The sequence below is a fragment of the Marinospirillum alkalitolerans genome (assembly GCF_045055655.1).
Classification (GTDB): Bacteria; Pseudomonadota; Gammaproteobacteria; order Pseudomonadales; family Halomonadaceae; genus Marinospirillum; species Marinospirillum alkalitolerans.
Window position 1 is genome coordinate 239265 of sequence record NZ_JBANFI010000002.1, and the last position, 18226, is coordinate 257490.

Genomic DNA, 18226 nt, shown 5'->3' on the forward strand with positions numbered 1-18226 from the left:
TCTTTTTTGTCTTTTTTTGCCTTCATCGACTCAAGGATGCTAGGGTTGAACTTCTCGATCCACGCTGGCGTTCTACTGCGAGACTCATCCTATGCATCGTTTCTTACTGCTTGTGTGCTCTGGCTGGCTCCTTTCTCTGTCCCCTGTCTCTGCCGCTGAGCCTATTCGCCTCTGTATTGGTGATGGTAACCCTTGGCCACCCTATTCTTATTTTGAACGCACTGCAGAAGGTGAGCCTGACCCGTCGACACTTGATGGCAGTGCGACGCAACAGCTGCGCCAAGCCCTTGACCAGGCCGGGCTCGACTACCAGTTCTTCTTTATGCCCTGGGCCAGAGTGATGCACGAAATGGCCGCCCAGCAAGGGCTCTGTGATGTGGTGTGGAATGTCAGCTATTCTGAGCAACGTGCCACTTTTGCGCTATTTTCTGAAGTGCAATATCACACCCAGCTGGTTTTATTTTCAATGGAGGCCTCAACAGCACAACACCAGCCATCATCACTGGCACTTGCTGAGTACTGTGGCGTTAATGGCTATAACTATCAGCCCTTTGGTTTGTCAGAGAGCGAGTTGATCTTAGGAGATTCCATTCAACAGGTGCTGAATATGCTTGAAGCCCAGCGCTGCCAGTTTTTTCCAAGTGAGAGAGAACCCTTACTGAGCGGCGGCGAACTGGGCATTTATCAACTTCCAGTCGGTTTAACTTATCAACCACTCCACCTCACCAAGGCCTTTCATGTCATGATCAGTCGCCGTCATCCACAAGCCACCACCTTGCTCGAGTTGATCAATCACGCCATTGCCACACACCCCCTGGATGAGACACTGTCTTTTTAAACGATCCGCGTACAACAGGTGAGGGCCACCAGAGGGTGAGGACTATTCAGCATCCCTTTCCAAGTACAGCCTATCAAAAAGATCAATAAAATCATGGTAGTAATGATAACCATGCCAGTGCGCGAGGGTAAAAGCCAGATGCCCTGTGTGCCGCTCAACCACACGGATTTCTTGCGGTAAACTCCCCTGCCATTCGCCATCTTCCACCATACGTGCCAGCTCCTGTTCGATGGAAAGACGATCATTCATATAACAATCAATACGTTGATCCATCAGCATCAACAGATTCTGCCAGTTGGTTTCTGCTTCACTGAGCTGCACCTCACCTCGTTGCACCGCCAGCCAGAAGGCCTCACCACCAAAAGCGAATCCCTGGTTGATGCCAATAACGCGCCCAAAAAAATCAGCCGGCCAACGCCGTGGATGAGAGGTAAACAGGTTTCTGCGACAGAAGAGCACCACTTCTTCTTGATAGAGGGGAACAGAATAGTGGCCGATATAAGGCCGAACTGAGGCAGGATAAAAATAGGGAGGAAAGATGGCCAGCACTTCACCGGCTTCTAAAGCAGCCAGAGCCCGCTCCCAGGGCACCAGCTGGATTTCGATCGCATAATCGGTCATCTGGTCAAAAATAGGGCGCAATAAATCAACATAGATGCCACTCGGCTCACCGGCCGCATTCAGATAACTATAGGGCGGATAGTTCGCATCGCCGAAAATCACCACTGGCTGACGCGCGACAACAGAGGACGAATACCCGAATCCGGCCAATAGCAGAAAAAGAAAAAATCGGCGCATAAAAAAACCTCGGTAACAGGCCTATGAGATCTAGTCTAGCCAAGCCATCAAGGTTTTGCTGTGCAGAAGAGGGATGAGCCGCTGACGGCCTATCTAGCCGCCAATAATCGCCACGGCGATGGATTTAATGACAAAGCCGACCACACCCAGCCCAAGCGCAATAAACAAGATGGTGGTACCAAAACCACCAGCATTGGATTTACGCGCTAAGTCCCAGACGATAAACCCCATAAACAACACCAGCCCACTGATCAACAATGGCAGGGCCAGGGCCTCGAGTTGCGTGTAATGCATTTTCTTTCCTCGTTTAATCAAGAGGTTGTAGGGGAGCAAAGCCCATCACCAGCCACTTTTCTCCAACCTGATCAAAATGAATTAACAGTCGTGTTCTCTCGCCCTGTCCTTCTGCATGCAGAATCACGCCCGTACCAAACTTTTTATGGCTCACTCTTTGACCTATTCGCAGCGCTTGAGTTGCAAGCGCATCCTGTCCGGCCTGCTTGAGGGTGGAAGAAGCAGAGCGCACTACGGCCGCATTGGGCAGGGTCGAACTGGCTGACGGGCGCGAAGAAAAGCTAGATGGGCGCTGCGCCGTGCTGCTACCCGTTGCATAGGGGCGACTGACACTGGATTTCAGGCGCACCTCATGCAGCAGCTCAGCGGGCAGCTCCTTCAAAAAGCGCGAGGTCCGACAAGGCTTTTCACGCCCATAAACGCGCCGACTTTCAGCATGGGTCAGATAGAGCTGGCGCATGGCACGCGTGATGCCCACATAACAAAGCCGTCTTTCTTCTTCGAGGCCAGTGGCACTATCACGCATGGCCATTTCGTGGGGGAAGAGGCCTTCTTCCATCCCGCAGAGGAACACAATCGGAAACTCAAGGCCCTTGGCAGTATGCAGTGTCATCAGCTGTACCGCATCCTGATCTTCTTCTGCCTGCTGCTCGCCGGCATCCAGGCTAGCATCCGTTAAAAAGAGCGCCAGAGCTTCGCGGCCTTCGACTTCCAGCTCGGCTGGCTCCTCAACAGGTTGACCAGATACCAGTTCAGCCGCCAACTGGGCGAAGGGCATGCTGGGTTGATAAGCACTGACAGCGGACACCAGCTCTTTTAAGTTATCCACACGGGCTTGGCCCTTCTCGCCCTTTTCCTGCGCATGAAAATCCAGCAATCCAGATTCTTGAATCACGGTTTCAACCGCATCAGCCAGTTTGAGGGCATAGATTTTTTCATCCAACCGCTCAATCAGCTCAATAAACTGACGCACACTCTGCTGGGCTCGGCCAGTGAGCTTATTTTGCGCCAGCATTTCAACGCTGGCATCCCACAGTCCAAGACCTTCATCACGCGCATAGACGCGAATTTTTTCTAGACTGGTTTGCCCGATGCCCCGCGTTGGGGTGTTGATAATCCGCTCAAATGCGGCATCATCCGCACGATGGACGATCAAGCGCAGATAACCCAAGGCATTTTTAATCTCAAGGCGATCATAAAAACGATGGCCGCCGTAAACACGATAAGGAAGGTTCTGGCGTAACAAGGCTTCTTCTAAAGCGCGTGATTGGGCATTCGAACGATAAAGCAGTGCACAATCGGACACTCGCCCTCCGGCCGCCTGATGCTGCTGGATCATCTCGACAATAAAGCGCGCTTCATCCTGCTCATTAAATGCCGCGTAGACCTTCAGCGGCTCACCTTCTTGGTCCTCAGTCCACAGGGTTTTGCCAAGACGATCCGCATTGTGATCAATCAGCGCATTGGCGGCGTTGAGAATCCGGCTTGTCGAGCGATAGTTTTGCTCAAGGCGTAGCAACTGAGCCTCTGGATAGTCACGCCGAAAATGATGGATATTCTCTATTTTTGCGCCTCGCCAGCCGTAGATGGATTGGTCATCATCGCCGACCGCCATCAAATGCCCTTGATCGCCCTTGAGGAGACGTAGCCATGCATATTGCAAGCTATTGGTATCTTGAAACTCATCCACCAGCAGATGCTGAAAACGCTGCTGATAATGGCGCAACAAAGCTGGGCTATCGCGCAGCAGTTCTAAGGCGCGCAGCAGTAGCTCGGCAAAATCCAGTACACCTTGGCGCTGACACAGCTGCTCGTAAATCGCGTAGACCTCGGCCAACTGCTGCTCATGGAGGTTGCCTCGCACATAGGCTTGCACCTGCGCGGCGCGTCGTCCTTCTTCTTTGTGGCCGTTGATAAAGGCGCGGACATCCTTGGGGTTGACCTGCTCCATATCCAAGTGCTGATCCTTCATGATGCGCTTGATCAGACTCAGCTGCTCATCACTGTCGAGTATCTGGAAAAACTCGGGGAGCCGTGCTTCTTGCCAGTGCAATCGCAGCAGGCGATGCGCCAGACCATGAAAGGTACCAACCCACATACCACGCAGACTCAGATTGAGCTGGCTTTCCAGACGCAAGCGCATCTCCTTGGCTGCTTTATTGGTAAAGGTCACCGCTAAAATGGCATAGGGGGATAAACCCTGATCACGCACCAGCCAAACAATGCGTTGTACCAAAACACGGGTTTTACCACTACCGGCACCGGCTAAAACCAGCATATCTTGATGAGGCGCAGCAACCACTTGGGCCTGAGCGGGATTGAGACCTTCAAGGAGAGGATGAGTCGCAGACATAAAACAACCTGAGCAGTCAGAAAAGTGCCCCAAAACGAGTCAACACGCTTGAGGAGGAAAAGGGATGCTTGAGTCACCAAATACTAACATAGTCTGCATAGCCAGCTGGATTGAAGTCTGTTATACCTAACAGTCAGCGCGATTTTTTGAGCGTCAACAGGATTGCATTGACGCTCATCACCGGACAATTTCAGATAATAACAACAATGTTGACGACCCCAAGATGACTGCACATCAGCACAAATTCAGGGTGGCGCCCCATCTTCTCCAGCAGGAATGGCTGAGTTCTTCTCTCACGGATGCCGAAGCCTTCTATTGGGTCTCGCTGGTTGCCGCCAGCCTCGCCCTGCCTTTTCTTTGGTCGTGGATCGAACCCAGTCTGCTCGGTGGCTGGTGGCTGAGTCTACTGCTGCTGACGCTCGTCGGGCGTGCGCTTACCCAGCGGGCGCGGCCAGATCCAGCAGAAGCACCCGCGCCTCAACCTCAGCAGGATGCCCGCCGCCTCGCTCTATTACAGCTAGGGGCCTTATGCCTTGGCTCTGTCTGGGCGGCACTCCTGGCCTGGAGCCTGCCCGCTCTTCAGCACCAGCCCTTTGCAGTCGGGATGCTGCTCTGCCTCTGGTTTGCTGTTTTACTCCTTGCCTCTAGCATTTATATCTATTTCTTTAGTGTGGCGCTGGCCTTTACGCTGCCGGGGTTGATCAGTTTGCTTTTAGTCAGCTGGACGGAATCGCAGCTTTTCTGGAGCTTGCTGGCGCTACCGGCACTGGCTGCAGTGATTTTCAATGCTTGGCATAATCGACGCTTACTGCGCAAAATGCTGGCACATCAGCTCCAGATTGCTGCCTTGCTCGAAGAGCAGCAAAAGCAACACAGCCAATTAGAAGATATGGTGCAGCAGCGCACGCAGGAGCTGGAGGCCGCCCTGGCACAACATCAGCACACCAGTTTAGAGCTCCAGCAACAACGCCAGCGTATCAGCCAAGCCATTGAGGCCAGCCAGCTTGGCCTCTGGGATTGGGATCTTGATAGCGATTCCATCTACCACTCACATTTCAGCCAGATTTTTGGCTATGCCGAAGATGAAATCCCGCATTTTATGGGGCATTTGCAACCACTGGTGCACCCAGATGATTATCCTCACCTGCGCCAACAACTGATTCACGCGATGAAGGGCCAGACGCGCCATTTTCAGTGTCGTTTTCGTATTCAACACAAAACACTGGGCTGGCGTTGGATTGAAGATCATGGCGAAGTTGTTGAGCGGCATCCGATTAATGGTAAGGCCCAGCGTATGCTCGGCACGCGTCGTGATGTGACCGAAGAACAAGAAAAAGATGACTATCTCCAGCTGGCGTGGCGCGCCTTTGAGGCTTCCAGTGAGGCCACCTACATCATTGATGCAGAGAGCCGCATTATCTTCGTTAATCAGGCGTTTGTGGAGACGACAGGCTATTCGCGTCAGGCCGTCTTACAGCAGAACTTCTGGCAATGCCCCTGCTTTGCACGGGAGCAGGCCACCTATAAGAAAATCGCACAGCTGCTGCGCCAGGAGCCACGCTGGGAAGGCGAGCTGATACAAGAAAGGCAAAATGGCGAGAGCTATCCCCAGTGGCTGCGTGTGGTGCGCGTCACCAGCGGCTATCAATCCAGCGCCTATACGATAGGGATCTTCTCTGATCTCACCCAGAAGCGCCTGACTGAAGAACGCCTGCTGTATCTGGCTGAATATGATGAACTCACAGGACTGGCCAATCGGGCTCAATTTTATGATCGCCTCCATCAAGCACTCGGGCAGGCCCGTCTTTCAGGCCAGCCCTTAGCACTGCTGAGTTTTGATGTCGATCGTTTTAAAGCCTATAACAACTCGCTCGGACACCATGTCGGTGACTTCTTGCTGAAGAAGATCGCTGAGCGTGCGGCCTATCAGCTACCTGATGCAGAGATACTCGCACGCACCGGAGGCAATGAGTTTGCAGCCTTGCTGCACGCGGATCTCGATCAGGCGCTGGTATTGGCTCAGGATCTGATGAGCAGCATCCATCAAACCATCCACTATGAGCAGCATGAACTGCGCCTGACACTGAGCCTGGGCATCAGCGCCTATCCAGAACATAGCCATGAGCTGCAAGTGTTGATGAATCAGGCTGATCAAGCCAGATTGCGCAGTAAGGCCCTTGGGGGGCATCAAGTCCATGTTTATAACGATGCGATGCGCCAGAGCAATCTAGAGCAGCTGCATCTCGAACAGGAGTTACGCCTCGCGCTAGAAGGACAGCAGCTGGCCGTCCACTTTCAGCCCAAGTTAGATCTGGCAACTCAGCGCATCAGTGGTGTCGAAGCCTTGGCCCGCTGGCACCATCCGGACATGGGGTGGATTCCGCCCAGTGCATTTATCCCCTTGGCTGAGCGCACCGGATTGATCCACCAGCTTGGATCATGGGTTTTAGAGGCGGCTTGCGCCCAGGCAGCGCATTGGTTTGAGCAGGGCTACAGCATTCAAGTGGCAGTGAATATCGCCGCCCAGCAGATCGAGTCAGGCCAGCTTGTGCACGAGGTGGATCAGCTGCTCAACCAGCATGGATTACCAGCCCAGCTGCTCCAGCTGGAGCTGACAGAAAGCACACTGATGGAAGATGTCGAGGCCTCAGTCAGCGAGATGCAACGCCTGCGTCAACGGGGGGTGTCCCTCGCGATTGATGACTTTGGCACTGGCTACTCCTCCTTGAGTTATTTGCAGCGTTTTCCATTAGATCTGCTCAAGATTGATCGCAGCTTTTTGCAAACTCAGCAAACCTCACATCAGCAAGGCACACTGACTCAGGCGATTATTGCACTCGGCCACGGCTTAGGGCTCAAGGTGGTCGCTGAGGGGGTGGAGTATGCTGACCAGCTCGAAGCCTTGCGCGGCTTGGGCTGTGACTATGTGCAGGGCTACCTGATTAGCCGCCCTTTAGCCGCCGAACAATTACAACCCCTGCTGGTGGAGAAGGCAGACAGGCGCGTGACACAAGACAACCCACTTTGAAAGGAAAGCCCGCGCTGAAGGACATCAGCGCGAGTCAGATCAAGAACGCAGCCGATCTGGCAGGCGCAGACCCTGCAAGCTGCGTTTGACCGCTTGCAGATGCTCCACCAATTTTGGCCCGCGCATCTTCGCCACGCCAACGGCCAGCACATCAATCAACACCAGATGCACAATACGTGAACTCATCGGCGTATAGATCTCGGTATCTTCAGGTACATCCATAAAAAGTGGTAAGGTCACCATCTCAGCCAGAGGCGAACCTGAAGGGCACAGACCAATCACACTGGCTCCAGCTTCCTTCGCCAGCTGAACGCTTTGCATCAAAGACTTGGTGCGCCCTGTTTGCGAGATGGCCACCACCACATCCCCCGGTGACAGGGTGACCGCCGACATATTCTGCATATGGGGATCAGAATAAGCCGCCGTCGACATTTGCAAGCGGAAGAACTTGTGCTGGGCATCCACAGCAACCGCGCCTGAGGCACCAAAACCATAAAACTCAACCCGATTAGCATGGGTCAGCAGCTGAATGGCCTCATGCAAGAGCCCGGTATCCAGCTTATCGCGCACCTGCAACAGCACACCAATCGTGGAATCAAAAATACTGCGCGAGAACTCAGCGACGGTATCGCCATCATTCATTGAAAATTGCGTGAAGCTATTATCTGTGGCCAGCACCTGAGCTAAACGTAGCTTAAAGTCTTGAAAGCCATCACAACCCAAAGCACGGCAAAAGCGCACCACCGTCGGTTCACTGACATGGGCCTCGGTCGCCAAATCGACAATGCGCATATGAATCACTTCATTCGGATTCTTTAACACATAGTGGCCGACCTTCTGCTCTGAGCGCCGAAAGGTGTCCATGGTTTTTCTGAGGTGTTCCAGAATATTAATCACTGTGGCTCTGCTTCATCATCAAGGAGTAAGCTTTTATTCTACCCGCCTGTTCCACAAGTGATAACCCATTTTTCTTTTTTCTCTGGTGTTGGCTGGCTGATCGCTCACGACAGCTGTGCCCAACAGCACCCAACCCTGACTGCATTGCATCAGCAGCACTTATTTTTAATGCATACGGCCAACTTGCAATCTTGGCGTAAAAAATGCAGATTAATTTAACAGGTGACCCTTCCATAGGAATCAAGCCATCTTGTTTTAGGAGGTGTGTTATGCCCGCAACATCAACCCCTTTAGACCAAGTGAAAGCTGATTTACTTGATATTTTCAAGAATATTAAAGAAGAAGAACGCCGCTCGCTCGATGCTTATCGCACTCAACGCTGGCGCAAAGCACGACAATCCATCGAAGAAAAAAATGAAGCTGAGCGCTTAAAGCAGGAACTCAGCGATGGCTGGGAGGAAGAGGCTGGCCCACGTCATCACTAGCCCTACCTCATCCAAGGCTTGACTTGACCTGATCAGCAGAGAACTTTTCGCCTCAAGCAGGGTATAAAGGGTTCGCTCTGCTGCTTTATTGCCTGTCACCAGTGTGAAACCCCCTCAAGGTTTTACGCTGGCTTTCTATTTTTTATTTGAAGGAGATCATCTTGCCACCCTTGCTGACTTGGATCGGCCGTCACGCCCTCTTCCTGACTTTTCTTGGTTCCAGCCTGATTCTGGCTTCTGCTTTTGCCTATGAAGCCATCACTGGCCTGCAACCCTGTCATCTGTGCTGGATTCAACGCTGGCTGTTTGCTGGCCTCGCCCTAATCAGCTTTCTGGCTTGGTGCCTGCCTGCTCAGTGGCTGCGACGCCTGCTCGCACTGCCCTTTGTGCTGCTGGCTCTCAGTGGTATCGGTGTGGCGCTGCGCCATCTGTATATCAAACTCAACCCTCATACGGTCAGCTGCGGGATGGATGTCGAAACCCTGCTCGATTTCCTGCCACTGCGTGAGGCAATTCAAGAAATGCTGCTCGGCAGCGCCGATTGTGCTCAGGTGGCCAACTTCTTAGGCTTGCCTCTGCCCTCCTGGACGCTGAGTGGTTATCTGCTCTTAGGTGGGCTTGGGTTGTATGGTTTGCTGGCTCGTCGCTCACGGCGCTCAGCATCTCAGCTGCTGTAATCCATCACGCTAGAAGAATCTGGCCGCACCGCCAATCACCTCTCTTGCTCCATCAAAAAAGCCCCGACAAGATCGGGGCTTTTTGTTGCCAAGCGCTCAGCGCCAGCCATGATACCTGCTGAACGTCATCCCTACTGGAAGGTTCTGGGTCTGACCACAGCAGGGCGCAGTATCGGCTTTTCTCCCAGATTGTCATGATCGCCTAAAAGACGCCCTTGCTGCTCAGTACCGTAATCACCATGCACATGGAAGGTATCGAGATACAAGGCGCGTGTCTCATGCACATCCCCGGTATAACGTGGGTCCTGGGGACGCTCTTGACGGTTGATATAGGCCGCAATATCCCAAGACTGCTGCACGCTCATGGTATAAGGCTGGCCCAGCGGCATATTGTGATGGATAAAACCCGCCAGCGTATGATGACGAATAATCCCCGCCCCCCAGTTGTAGGACAGATCCCCCCAAACCGCGGGGAAATGGGGTGTGCCATCAACACGCATACCACTGCCATCCTGCGCATGACACAGCGCACAGTTGGCCTCATAGAGCGCCTGCCCCCGTTCATAAGAAGGCTCTTCATCTGGGCGGTCAATCGAGTAGCCACGGCCATAGTAGTCGGTCAGCTGATAGGTGGGGACACCCCGCGCCAGCCACTGGTGATAGGCCGCCAATGCGACCATATTATCGCTGCCATATTCAGGTGGAATCCCATTCATCGAATAGGTAAAACAACCGGCAATCCGCTCTTCCAGGTTGTTCACATGCTGATTCTTGGGACGAAAATTTGGCAGCACCACCGCAGCACGCCACACAGGGCCAGCAAAGGGAAGACGCCCTTCGCCCATATGACAGCTGCTACAGTTCATATCATTAAATACATTCTCGCCACGCAGCTGTTGGGTGTTCACAAACAGATCATGCCCGCGCCGAATCACTCTTTGTAACTCAGGGTGCATGCCTGAGGTTTCCAGCTCATCCAGCGTGGGGGGCACATGCACATACTGGCCTTCTCTTGGCTCAGGAGGATTGACCGGAAAACGCAGCTCGCGCTCGGCCAGCAGTTGTGTTGCTGAGCCCAGCAAAATCAACGCGCTCAGTGCAGAAAGAACAGGTAAGGGTCGAAAATTGAATGTCATGGCAGCATCTCCTATTGCGCAGGCTGAGAAGCCAGCCAAGCTGAAACAGCGCGAATATCGCGATCATCCATCCGCTCAGCAATCGCCAGCATCAGATGTTGAGGGTCGTTATCCCGCTGGCCTTGCTGCCAGTCTCTCAGCTGACGCTCGATATAACCGGCATGCTGGCCCGCTATACCCGGAAAATGCGCTCCTGCCCCCTGATTATCTGGACCATGACAACTGGCACAGGGCACGATATAACGATCCCAATCACCGCGTGTGGCTAGGCGCTCACCGTGCGCGAGCAGCTCTGCATCCACACCTTGATAGCCTGAGGCAGGTGTCGCCGGCAGCTGACTATAGTAGACAGAGACATCGCGTAGCTGCTGATCATTGAGCATCTGCGCAAAAGGGGCCATCGTGGCATTGGTGCGACGGCCCTGCTGAAAATCCAGCAGCTGTTTGTAAAGGTGCTCGGCATTCATGCCCGCTAGGCGCGGCCAGGATTCACCGCCTGGGATATTCAAACCACTGCCATCGGCTTGATGGCACGCCATGCAGACGGCCGCCGCCGCTTGCCCCCGCTGGGCATCACCTTCGAGTGCCCACACTGGCAAGGTCAGGCTCACCAGCCCAGCCGCCCAGAGTAGTTGCTTTATTTTTTTCATGATGTTCCCCTCATCCATCGGCACCGCGATTCTTGCGGTCGGTTTAACCCTACCGAATCTAAGGTCAAGGGGCTATTAGGAGATCCCCTCACCCACTAAAGGATTTTCTTATTCACGGCAGGTCGATGGAGAAGAAAAACAAACGAGAGGTAGCCTCTTCTTAGCTGGGCAAGGTTGAGACCCAACCCAAACGATAGGCCTGATGAATTAACGCGGCCAGATGCTGCGCCTGCATTTTGCTCAGAATATGATGCCGATGAACATCCACTGTCTTCACACTGATCTGCAACTGATCAGCAATCCGCTTACTGGGGTGGCCTGCCACCAGCCACTGCATCACCTCCTGCTCTCGGGCTGTTAACTGCGCATAGCGTTGACGCAGCTCGGTGACGGCCTCAGCCGCCTCCAGGCTGGCCTGATGTGCCGCCAGTGCTTGGTGGATGGCATCAATTAAAGCCTGATCCGACATGGGCTTTTCAAAGAAATCTCGTGCGCCCTTTTTAAGGGCCGTGACCGCCAGCCCAACATCGGCATGACCGCTCATCATCAGCACCGGCACTTCTGGGTGGCGCTGCTGCAAGGCGCTCAGCACATCCAAGCCATTCACCTGCGGCAAGCGAATATCCAGCAGCACACAAGCAGGATGCTGCGCATCAAAGGCCGCCCAGAAGGGCTCCAGCTGCGTAAAGGTGCGTGCTTTTAAGCCCACCGTGGAGACCAGCCAAGCCAGAGAATCACATAAGGCTGGCTCATCATCCAGAATCCAGACACACGCCTTGGCCTGGGGAGAGTGCATAGGTAGCAAGGTTTCCATTAGGGATCTCCTCCTGATGGGAATGGATCAAGACGGCAGGGGCAGGCGGATACTGGCCACCACACCGCCATGCGGACTGGAGCACACACTCAGTTCACCTTGGTGGGCCTGAATCAGCGTGCGACTTAAACTCAGCCCCAAGCCCATGCCCTTGGCCTTGGTGGTATAAAAAGGCTCAAACAAGCGCGCTGGATCTTGCAGCCCACAGCCATAATCCACCACGCTGAGCAACAGATGCGGCCCTTCTCGCTGGGCCTGAATCTCGATCTGCTTGTGTTCGGCCTCGGCCAGCGCATCCAAGGCATTGGTGAACAGATTGAGCAGCACTTGCAACAGCTGAACAGGATCAGCATACAGGCTTTGTGCACGCAGGGCGTCACTGCAGTGCCATTCAAGCGTGACCCCCTGCTGCTCGACTTGGGTGGCAATCAGTTCTTGCGCCTGATCCAACAGACTCCCCAAGGTGAACGGCTGTTTTTGTGTCTCACCACGACGCAAAAATAAGCGCAGACTTTTGATCCGCGCGGCCGCCTGCTCAGCTTGTAACGCAATCCGCTGGGCCACTTGATGCAAAGCAGCCTGCTGCTCAGTGGCCATCGGTGATGGTTGATCGGTCACAGCGGTGGCCAACAAGCGCTCAGCACCTCGGGCATAGTTGACTATCGCCGCCAAGGGCTGATTGAGTTCATGAGCCAGACCAGCGGCCAGCTCCCCCATCAGCGCATAGCGTGATAAATGCTGTAGCTCACGCTCCTGCTGACGCAGGCGAGCCTGAGTCTGGCGCTGCTCTTCCAGCGTGGCTTCCAAGACGCGGGTTCTGTGGCGCACCAGCCGCTCCACCCAAAAGTGATGGGCAAAAATCAGCAGCAAGACCAAGGCAAAAGAGAAGATCCAAGCGCGATACTCAAGCAGGACGGCCTGCAAGGGATTTTTGGGAAAAGCGGCAAAAGGGCCAACGCGGAGGCGCTCAAACAAGGCATACACGGCTTGATAAGAGGCGGCTGCCGACCAGAGCCGGTCACCTGTGCTTGCATCCTGCATCTGTAGCAAGGCCATCAAGACCTGATCCGTGACCTCTGTTGGTGCACGCCCCGTACTAAGAAAAGGCCAATCTGGATAGAGAGGCGTAGATGTCAAACAGGGATAGCCCTCCACCGGCTGGGCTTGCAGCACCCGAAAAGCCTGCATATCGATCTGGCCCTGCGCTGCCAGCTGCTCCAACAGGCAGGAGCGCAGCACGATGGCATCCACCTCGCCAGCAGTCAGCAAGGGCAGCAGCCCCTCCATCGGAAAACCAGTAAACACCCACTCGCCCACATCCTGTTCTCGATCCAGCCCATGGTGTTCTAGCGCATCCCAGATCAGCTGAAAACCACCAAAAGCAGCTGGCTCAACCGCAGCAATCCTCGCCATCGCCAGATCTTGCCAATGCTGTAAATGCGAGTCTTCTGCACGCACCACCAAAGCCGAACCCACTGCTTGGGTGCGCTGATGAATACCTGGAGCACGAAAGGTTGCCAGCGGCGCGAGTTCAAAATGAGGTGTCAGGGTCACAAAATGCCCTGGATTGGTGAGCAGATAATCCAAGCGGCCAGCAGCCAGCGCCTGTTCGATTTCTGCCAGAGATAAGGGCTCTAACACCCATTCAATTTGAGGAAACTCCGCCTGTAAAGCGTTCAGCGTCGTTGTCCATGAGGAGGTGGGCGCGTCAGTCCAACTCAACACGCCCAAATGCAGCTGGACAGGTGCCGCTTGTGCCACACCTGCCCCAAAACACAGCATCCAGACTAAACAGATTAAGCTTCCTTGGCGCATCGTTCATCCACTTATGCTACTTTTTGGAACATCTTAATCTGAATAGCCCTTTTTTGGTGCAAATTATCCTACGTTCTCTTAGAGGTGGCCCACGAAGACCACGACCACACCTATCGGTGCCAAGAAGCGCGTGATCAGATTCCAGACGCTGAAATCATAGACATCCATACCCAGCTCTTGACGCACGCTTTCTTTATCCAGAATCCACGACACAAACAGAATGACCCCAAAGCCAGTCAGCGGCAGCAGGTACTTACTAGTCAGCGTATCGAGGAAATCAAACACATTCAGGCCAAGGAAGAGGACTTCTTCCCAGACGTTAAACGACAAGAGCGCGGCAATGCCCAGTAACCATACAGCCAGACCCGCAGCCAAGGTTGAACCAACACGGCTTAAAGGCGTGCGCTCTTCGACCAGCTCAACGACAGGCTCCAGCAGCGAGATTGCTGAAGTAATAGCCGCAAAAGTCAGCAGCACAAAGAAGGCCACGCCAACAAACCAACCGGCTGTGATGTTACCAAAAGCCACAGGCAGGGTGATAAAGATCAAACCTGGGCCTTGGCCGAGATCCAAATTGTTAGCAAAAACAATCGGGAAGATCGCCATACCGGCTGCCAGCGCAATCACGGTATCCATGATCACCACAGTGCGTGCTGATTGCAGCAGATTGATATCTTCACCCAGGTAAGAACCATAGGCCATCATGATGCCCATACCCAAAGACAGGGTGAAGAAGGCATGACCCAAGGCGGCCAAGAAGGTGGAACCGTCCACGCCGGACCAATCAGGCTTGAACATAAACAGCAAGGCTTCTTTAAAGCCAGAGGTGGTCATACCATAGATGACCAACAGCAGCAACAAAATACCCAGCGCCGGCATCAAAATCGTGGCTGCACGCTCCAAACCACCCTTCACACCACGCGCCACAATGCCGACAGTGATCAACATAAAGAGTGTGTGCCACAGCACCAGCTTCCACGGATCAGCCAACATGCCGACAAAGAGGGCGAGGATGCCATCGCCCTGCTGACCGCTGAAATTACCAACCACAGCGTCTTTAATGTAGGCCAGCGACCAGCCACCAATGACACTATAAAAAGAAAGAATCAGGAAGGCCCCCAACACACCAGTGATACCAAAGAGTACCCAGATGCGCGAGGCATTATTCTTCTCAACCAGTTCCACCATGGTGTTGATCGGGTTCTTCTGACCACGACGGCCCAACAACCATTCAGAGACCAGAATGGGAAGACCAATCATAAAAATACACAGCAAGTACAGCATCACGAAGGCCGCGCCCCCGCTATCACCCACCATATAAGGAAACTTCCAGATGTTACCTAAACCTACAGCTGAACCCGTCGCAGCCAGGATAAACCCCATACGCGACGACCACTGTCCGTGTACTTTGGTCATTGATGACATAGCTAGCCTCTTTTAACAGCCAAAAAAAGAAAATGATCGCTCAGAAGTGAGCTCCGCCGAAACTTATGCAAGTTTTGTACCCAAACACCAGTTGAATCCTCCTGATCCACGCTTAAATAGCGACTAAAGCCAGTGGGCTCTGCTAAACTGTGCCGATCCTCTGTCCACTTTTTCTGGAGACAAAGACCCCATGACGCAATCCAACAGCGCGACCCCAACGGCTTCTGCACAGATCGAGAAGCTGTGGGGTGGACGCTTTAACGAACCCACCGATGCCTTTGTTGAAGGCTTTACTGCTTCAGTCCAATTTGATCAGCGTTTATACCACCACGATATTCAAGGCTCGATTGCCCACGCCACCATGCTGGCCAAGGTTGGCGTGCTGACCGAAGCCGAGCGTGATGCCATCATCGAAGGATTAAACGCAATCCGTCAGGAAATAGAAAGCGGGAAATTTAACTGGTCGGTCAGCCTAGAAGATGTGCATATGAACATCGAAGCTGCGCTGACCGCTAAAATCGGGATCACCGGCAAGAAACTCCATACTGGCCGCTCACGTAATGATCAGGTGGCCACCGATGTGCGCCTCTATCTGCGTGATGAGATCGATCTGATTGCCGCTGAGCTGACACGGCTACAACAAGGCCTGATTGCGCTGGCTGCACAAGAAGCCGCCACCATCATGCCCGGTTTTACCCATCTCCAAACAGCCCAGCCCGTTACCTTCGGCCACCACCTTCTGGCATGGAATGAAATGCTGCAGCGCGATTATGAGCGCTTGATGGATACGCGTAAGCGGGTCAACTTCCTGCCACTAGGGGCGGCGGCCCTGGCGGGAACCACCTACCCAATCGATCGTACTCTGACCGCTGAGCTGCTTGGCTTTACTCAGCCTACACGCAACTCGCTCGATTCTGTCTCCGATCGGGATTTTGCGATCGAGTTTTGCAGCTTCTCCAGCCTGCTGTTGATGCATCTCTCACGCATGAGCGAAGAGCTGGTGTTATGGACCAGCGCCCAGTTTGATTTTATTCGCCTGCCGGATCGCTTCTGCACTGGCAGCTCGATCATGCCGCAAAAGAAAAACCCCGATGTACCTGAACTGGTGCGCGGCAAAACCGGCCGTGTCTATGGTCATCTAATGAGCCTGTTAACGCTGATGAAATCTCAGCCGCTGGCCTATAACAAGGATAACCAAGAAGACAAGGAACCCTTGTTTGATGCGATTGATACCGTCAAGGGCTGTTTGCGCGCTTTTGCCGATATGGTGCCTGCGCTGGAGCCTAAGCGTGAAGTGATGCGTGAAGCGGCACGTCGTGGCTTTGCCACCGCAACGGATCTGGCAGATTATCTGGTACGCAAGGGCATTGCTTTCCGCGATGCGCATGAGATAGTGGGTCAATCCGTCGCTTACGGTGTTGAAACAGGGCAAGACCTGGCCGACATGACGCTTGAAGAACTCCAGCGCTTTTCTCAGGATATCGAAGAAGATATCTTTGATGTTTTGACCTTAGAAGGCTCAGTCGCCGCTCGGGATCACCTGGGTGGCACCGCCCCTAAGCAGGTTCAAGCTGCCGCTGAGCGTGCACAGGCGCTGCTGGCCGAACGAGGCCAGTAAGATGCGCTTCTGGCTAGGAGGGCTCTTTTGCGCGCTCTTGCTCAGTGGTTGTGGGCAGAAAGGAGATCTCTACCTGCCCACCGCCCAACTGGAAGCGCAATCCATTTCGCAGCATTCTGAGGTGAACAGGCACTATGGACTACTTTAATTACCGTGATGGCCACTTATACGCCGAAGATCTGGCCGTTAAAGAGCTGGCCGAAGAATTTGGCACGCCACTCTATGTGTATTCTCGCGCCACACTCGAAAGACACTTTCAGGCTTATGATCAGCCGCTGCAAGGCCATCCTCATCTGATCTGCTATGCCGTCAAAGCTAACTCGAATCTGGCCGTTTTGAATGTCCTCGCTCGCCTTGGTGCGGGTTTTGATATTGTTTCTCAAGGTGAGCTAGAACGTGTACTCGCCGCTGGGGGCGATCCTGCGCGCGTGGTTTTCTCTGGCGTGGGCAAGCAGGTCAACGAGATTCGCCGTGCGCTGTCTGTCGGCATCAAGTGCTTTAATGTGGAGTCTCTGCCAGAACTAGAGCGCATCGATAGCGTGGCAGAATCCATGGGCGTCATCGCACCGATTTCGATTCGCGTCAACCCTGATGTCGACCCCCAAACCCACCCCTATATTTCAACCGGCTTGAAAGCCAACAAGTTTGGCATCGCCTTTGATGAAGCCCCAGCGGTCTATCAGCGCGCAGCCAGCCTGAGTCATTTAAAAATCGTCGGCGTTGATTGCCATATTGGCTCCCAGATTACCCAGCTTGCGCCCTTCCTGGATGCTTTAGAGCGTTTACTGGTATTGGTTGAGCAGCTCAAAGAGCAAGGCATTCAACTTCAACACCTGGATTTAGGCGGCGGATTGGGCGTGACCTATGATCAGGAAAATCCACCTTCTCCTTCAGACTATGCCAAGGCGGTCATCGAGCGTCTTGGGCAGACAGATTATGAACTGATTTTCGAGCCGGGCCGTTCCATTGCCGCCAATGCGGGATTGCTGATCACCCGCGTCGAATATCTGAAACAGGGCGAAGAAAAGAACTTTGCGATTATTGATGCAGCGATGAATGATCTGCTGCGTCCCGCGCTCTATGACGCCTGGCAGGCCATCGTGCCAGTCGAGCCACCCAAGCCAGGAGCGCTGCCTGCACGCTGGGATCTGGTCGGCCCAGTCTGCGAAACGGGCGATTTTCTCGGCAAGGATCGACAACTGGCGCTGCTGCCAGGAGATCTGCTCGCCGTGCGCTCTGCTGGCGCCTATGGCTTTGCCATGGCCTCCAACTACAACACGCGCAATCGCCCAGCTGAAGTGATGGTGGATGGTGCCCATCGGCAGCTGGTACGCCAGCGTGAAAGCTACGAGCAGCAGATGGCGGGTGAACAGCTGCTCTCTCGTTAAGGCAAGGAAC

Annotated in this window: 16 protein-coding genes; 7 read left to right on the forward strand and 9 right to left on the reverse strand. The window is 53.9% G+C overall.

The annotated features are described in order from the left end of the window. The first annotated feature begins 91 nt into the window (after positions 1-91). Positions 92-838, forward strand: coding sequence for a substrate-binding periplasmic protein (locus V6U78_RS04050; RefSeq protein ID WP_405337456.1), 747 nt, complete (start codon positions 92-94; stop codon positions 836-838). A gap of 42 nt (positions 839-880) precedes the next feature. On the opposite strand, the gene V6U78_RS04055 is transcribed toward V6U78_RS04050, so the two are convergent. From V6U78_RS04055 to uvrD, 3 genes are all read right to left on the reverse strand, one after another. Continuing rightward, entirely contained in the window at positions 881-1636 is a 756-nt protein-coding gene (locus V6U78_RS04055) for a substrate-binding periplasmic protein (protein ID WP_405337458.1), read from the reverse strand. Between the two features lie 93 nt (positions 1637-1729). Then, positions 1730-1930 carry a DUF2788 domain-containing protein gene (locus V6U78_RS04060; protein ID WP_405337460.1) on the reverse strand — a complete coding sequence of 67 codons (201 nt, stop codon included), beginning with the start codon at positions 1928-1930 and terminating at the stop codon, positions 1730-1732. A gap of 13 nt (positions 1931-1943) precedes the next feature. Next, positions 1944-4283, reverse strand: coding sequence for a DNA helicase II (gene uvrD, locus V6U78_RS04065; RefSeq protein WP_405337462.1), 2340 nt, complete (start codon positions 4281-4283; stop codon positions 1944-1946). A 223-nt stretch (positions 4284-4506) separates the two neighbouring features. Here uvrD and V6U78_RS04070 point away from each other — a divergent pair, with 223 nt between their 5' ends. Beyond that, positions 4507-7311 carry a putative bifunctional diguanylate cyclase/phosphodiesterase gene (locus V6U78_RS04070; protein ID WP_405337464.1) on the forward strand — a complete coding sequence of 935 codons (2805 nt, stop codon included), beginning with the start codon at positions 4507-4509 and terminating at the stop codon, positions 7309-7311. 39 nt (positions 7312-7350) lie between these two features. Here V6U78_RS04070 and hexR read toward each other — a convergent pair whose 3' ends face one another. After that, positions 7351-8208: a transcriptional regulator HexR gene (gene hexR / locus V6U78_RS04075; protein WP_405337466.1), complete on the reverse strand. Its 858-nt coding sequence runs from the start codon at positions 8206-8208 to the stop codon at positions 7351-7353. A 269-nt stretch (positions 8209-8477) separates the two neighbouring features. Between hexR and V6U78_RS04080 the strand changes: the two genes are divergently transcribed. Both V6U78_RS04080 and V6U78_RS04085 read left to right on the forward strand, forming a co-directional pair. Next, complete coding sequence (locus tag V6U78_RS04080) at positions 8478-8693, forward strand: hypothetical protein (RefSeq protein WP_405337468.1); 216 nt, start codon at positions 8478-8480, stop codon at positions 8691-8693. Between the two features lie 161 nt (positions 8694-8854). Beyond that, positions 8855-9370, forward strand: coding sequence for a disulfide bond formation protein B (locus V6U78_RS04085; protein WP_405337470.1), 516 nt, complete (start codon positions 8855-8857; stop codon positions 9368-9370). Positions 9371-9501: 131 nt separating this feature from the next. Here the strand turns inward: V6U78_RS04085 and V6U78_RS04090 are convergent, their stop codons facing one another. From V6U78_RS04090 to V6U78_RS04110, 5 genes are all read right to left on the reverse strand, one after another. Further along, positions 9502-10506, reverse strand: a complete 1005-nt coding sequence (locus V6U78_RS04090) for a c-type cytochrome (protein WP_405337472.1) — start codon at positions 10504-10506, stop codon at positions 9502-9504. An 11-nt stretch (positions 10507-10517) separates the two neighbouring features. Beyond that, positions 10518-11156, reverse strand: a complete 639-nt coding sequence (locus V6U78_RS04095) for a c-type cytochrome (protein WP_405337474.1) — start codon at positions 11154-11156, stop codon at positions 10518-10520. A 160-nt stretch (positions 11157-11316) separates the two neighbouring features. Beyond that, positions 11317-11970 carry a response regulator transcription factor gene (locus tag V6U78_RS04100; RefSeq protein WP_405337476.1) on the reverse strand — a complete coding sequence of 218 codons (654 nt, stop codon included), beginning with the start codon at positions 11968-11970 and terminating at the stop codon, positions 11317-11319. Positions 11971-11997: 27 nt separating this feature from the next. Next, positions 11998-13785 (reverse strand): sensor histidine kinase, encoded by a 1788-nt coding sequence (locus V6U78_RS04105; RefSeq protein WP_405337478.1) that lies wholly within the window; start codon positions 13783-13785, stop codon positions 11998-12000. A 78-nt stretch (positions 13786-13863) separates the two neighbouring features. Continuing rightward, positions 13864-15210, reverse strand: a complete 1347-nt coding sequence (locus tag V6U78_RS04110; protein WP_405337480.1) for a sodium-dependent transporter — start codon at positions 15208-15210, stop codon at positions 13864-13866. A gap of 190 nt (positions 15211-15400) precedes the next feature. Here V6U78_RS04110 and argH point away from each other — a divergent pair, with 190 nt between their 5' ends. From argH to lysA, 3 genes are read left to right on the forward strand one after another with little or no spacing between them, the layout of a single operon-like run. Beyond that, complete coding sequence (gene argH / locus V6U78_RS04115) at positions 15401-16828, forward strand: argininosuccinate lyase (RefSeq protein ID WP_405337482.1); 1428 nt, start codon at positions 15401-15403, stop codon at positions 16826-16828. Position 16829: 1 nt separating this feature from the next. Next, positions 16830-16976, forward strand: a complete 147-nt coding sequence (lptM, locus tag V6U78_RS04120) for an LPS translocon maturation chaperone LptM (RefSeq protein WP_405337485.1) — start codon at positions 16830-16832, stop codon at positions 16974-16976. Beyond that, positions 16963-18216, forward strand: coding sequence for a diaminopimelate decarboxylase (lysA, locus tag V6U78_RS04125; protein ID WP_405337488.1), 1254 nt, complete (start codon positions 16963-16965; stop codon positions 18214-18216). The genes lptM and lysA overlap by 14 nt, the downstream gene beginning before the upstream one ends. Positions 18217-18226 lie beyond the last annotated feature (10 nt).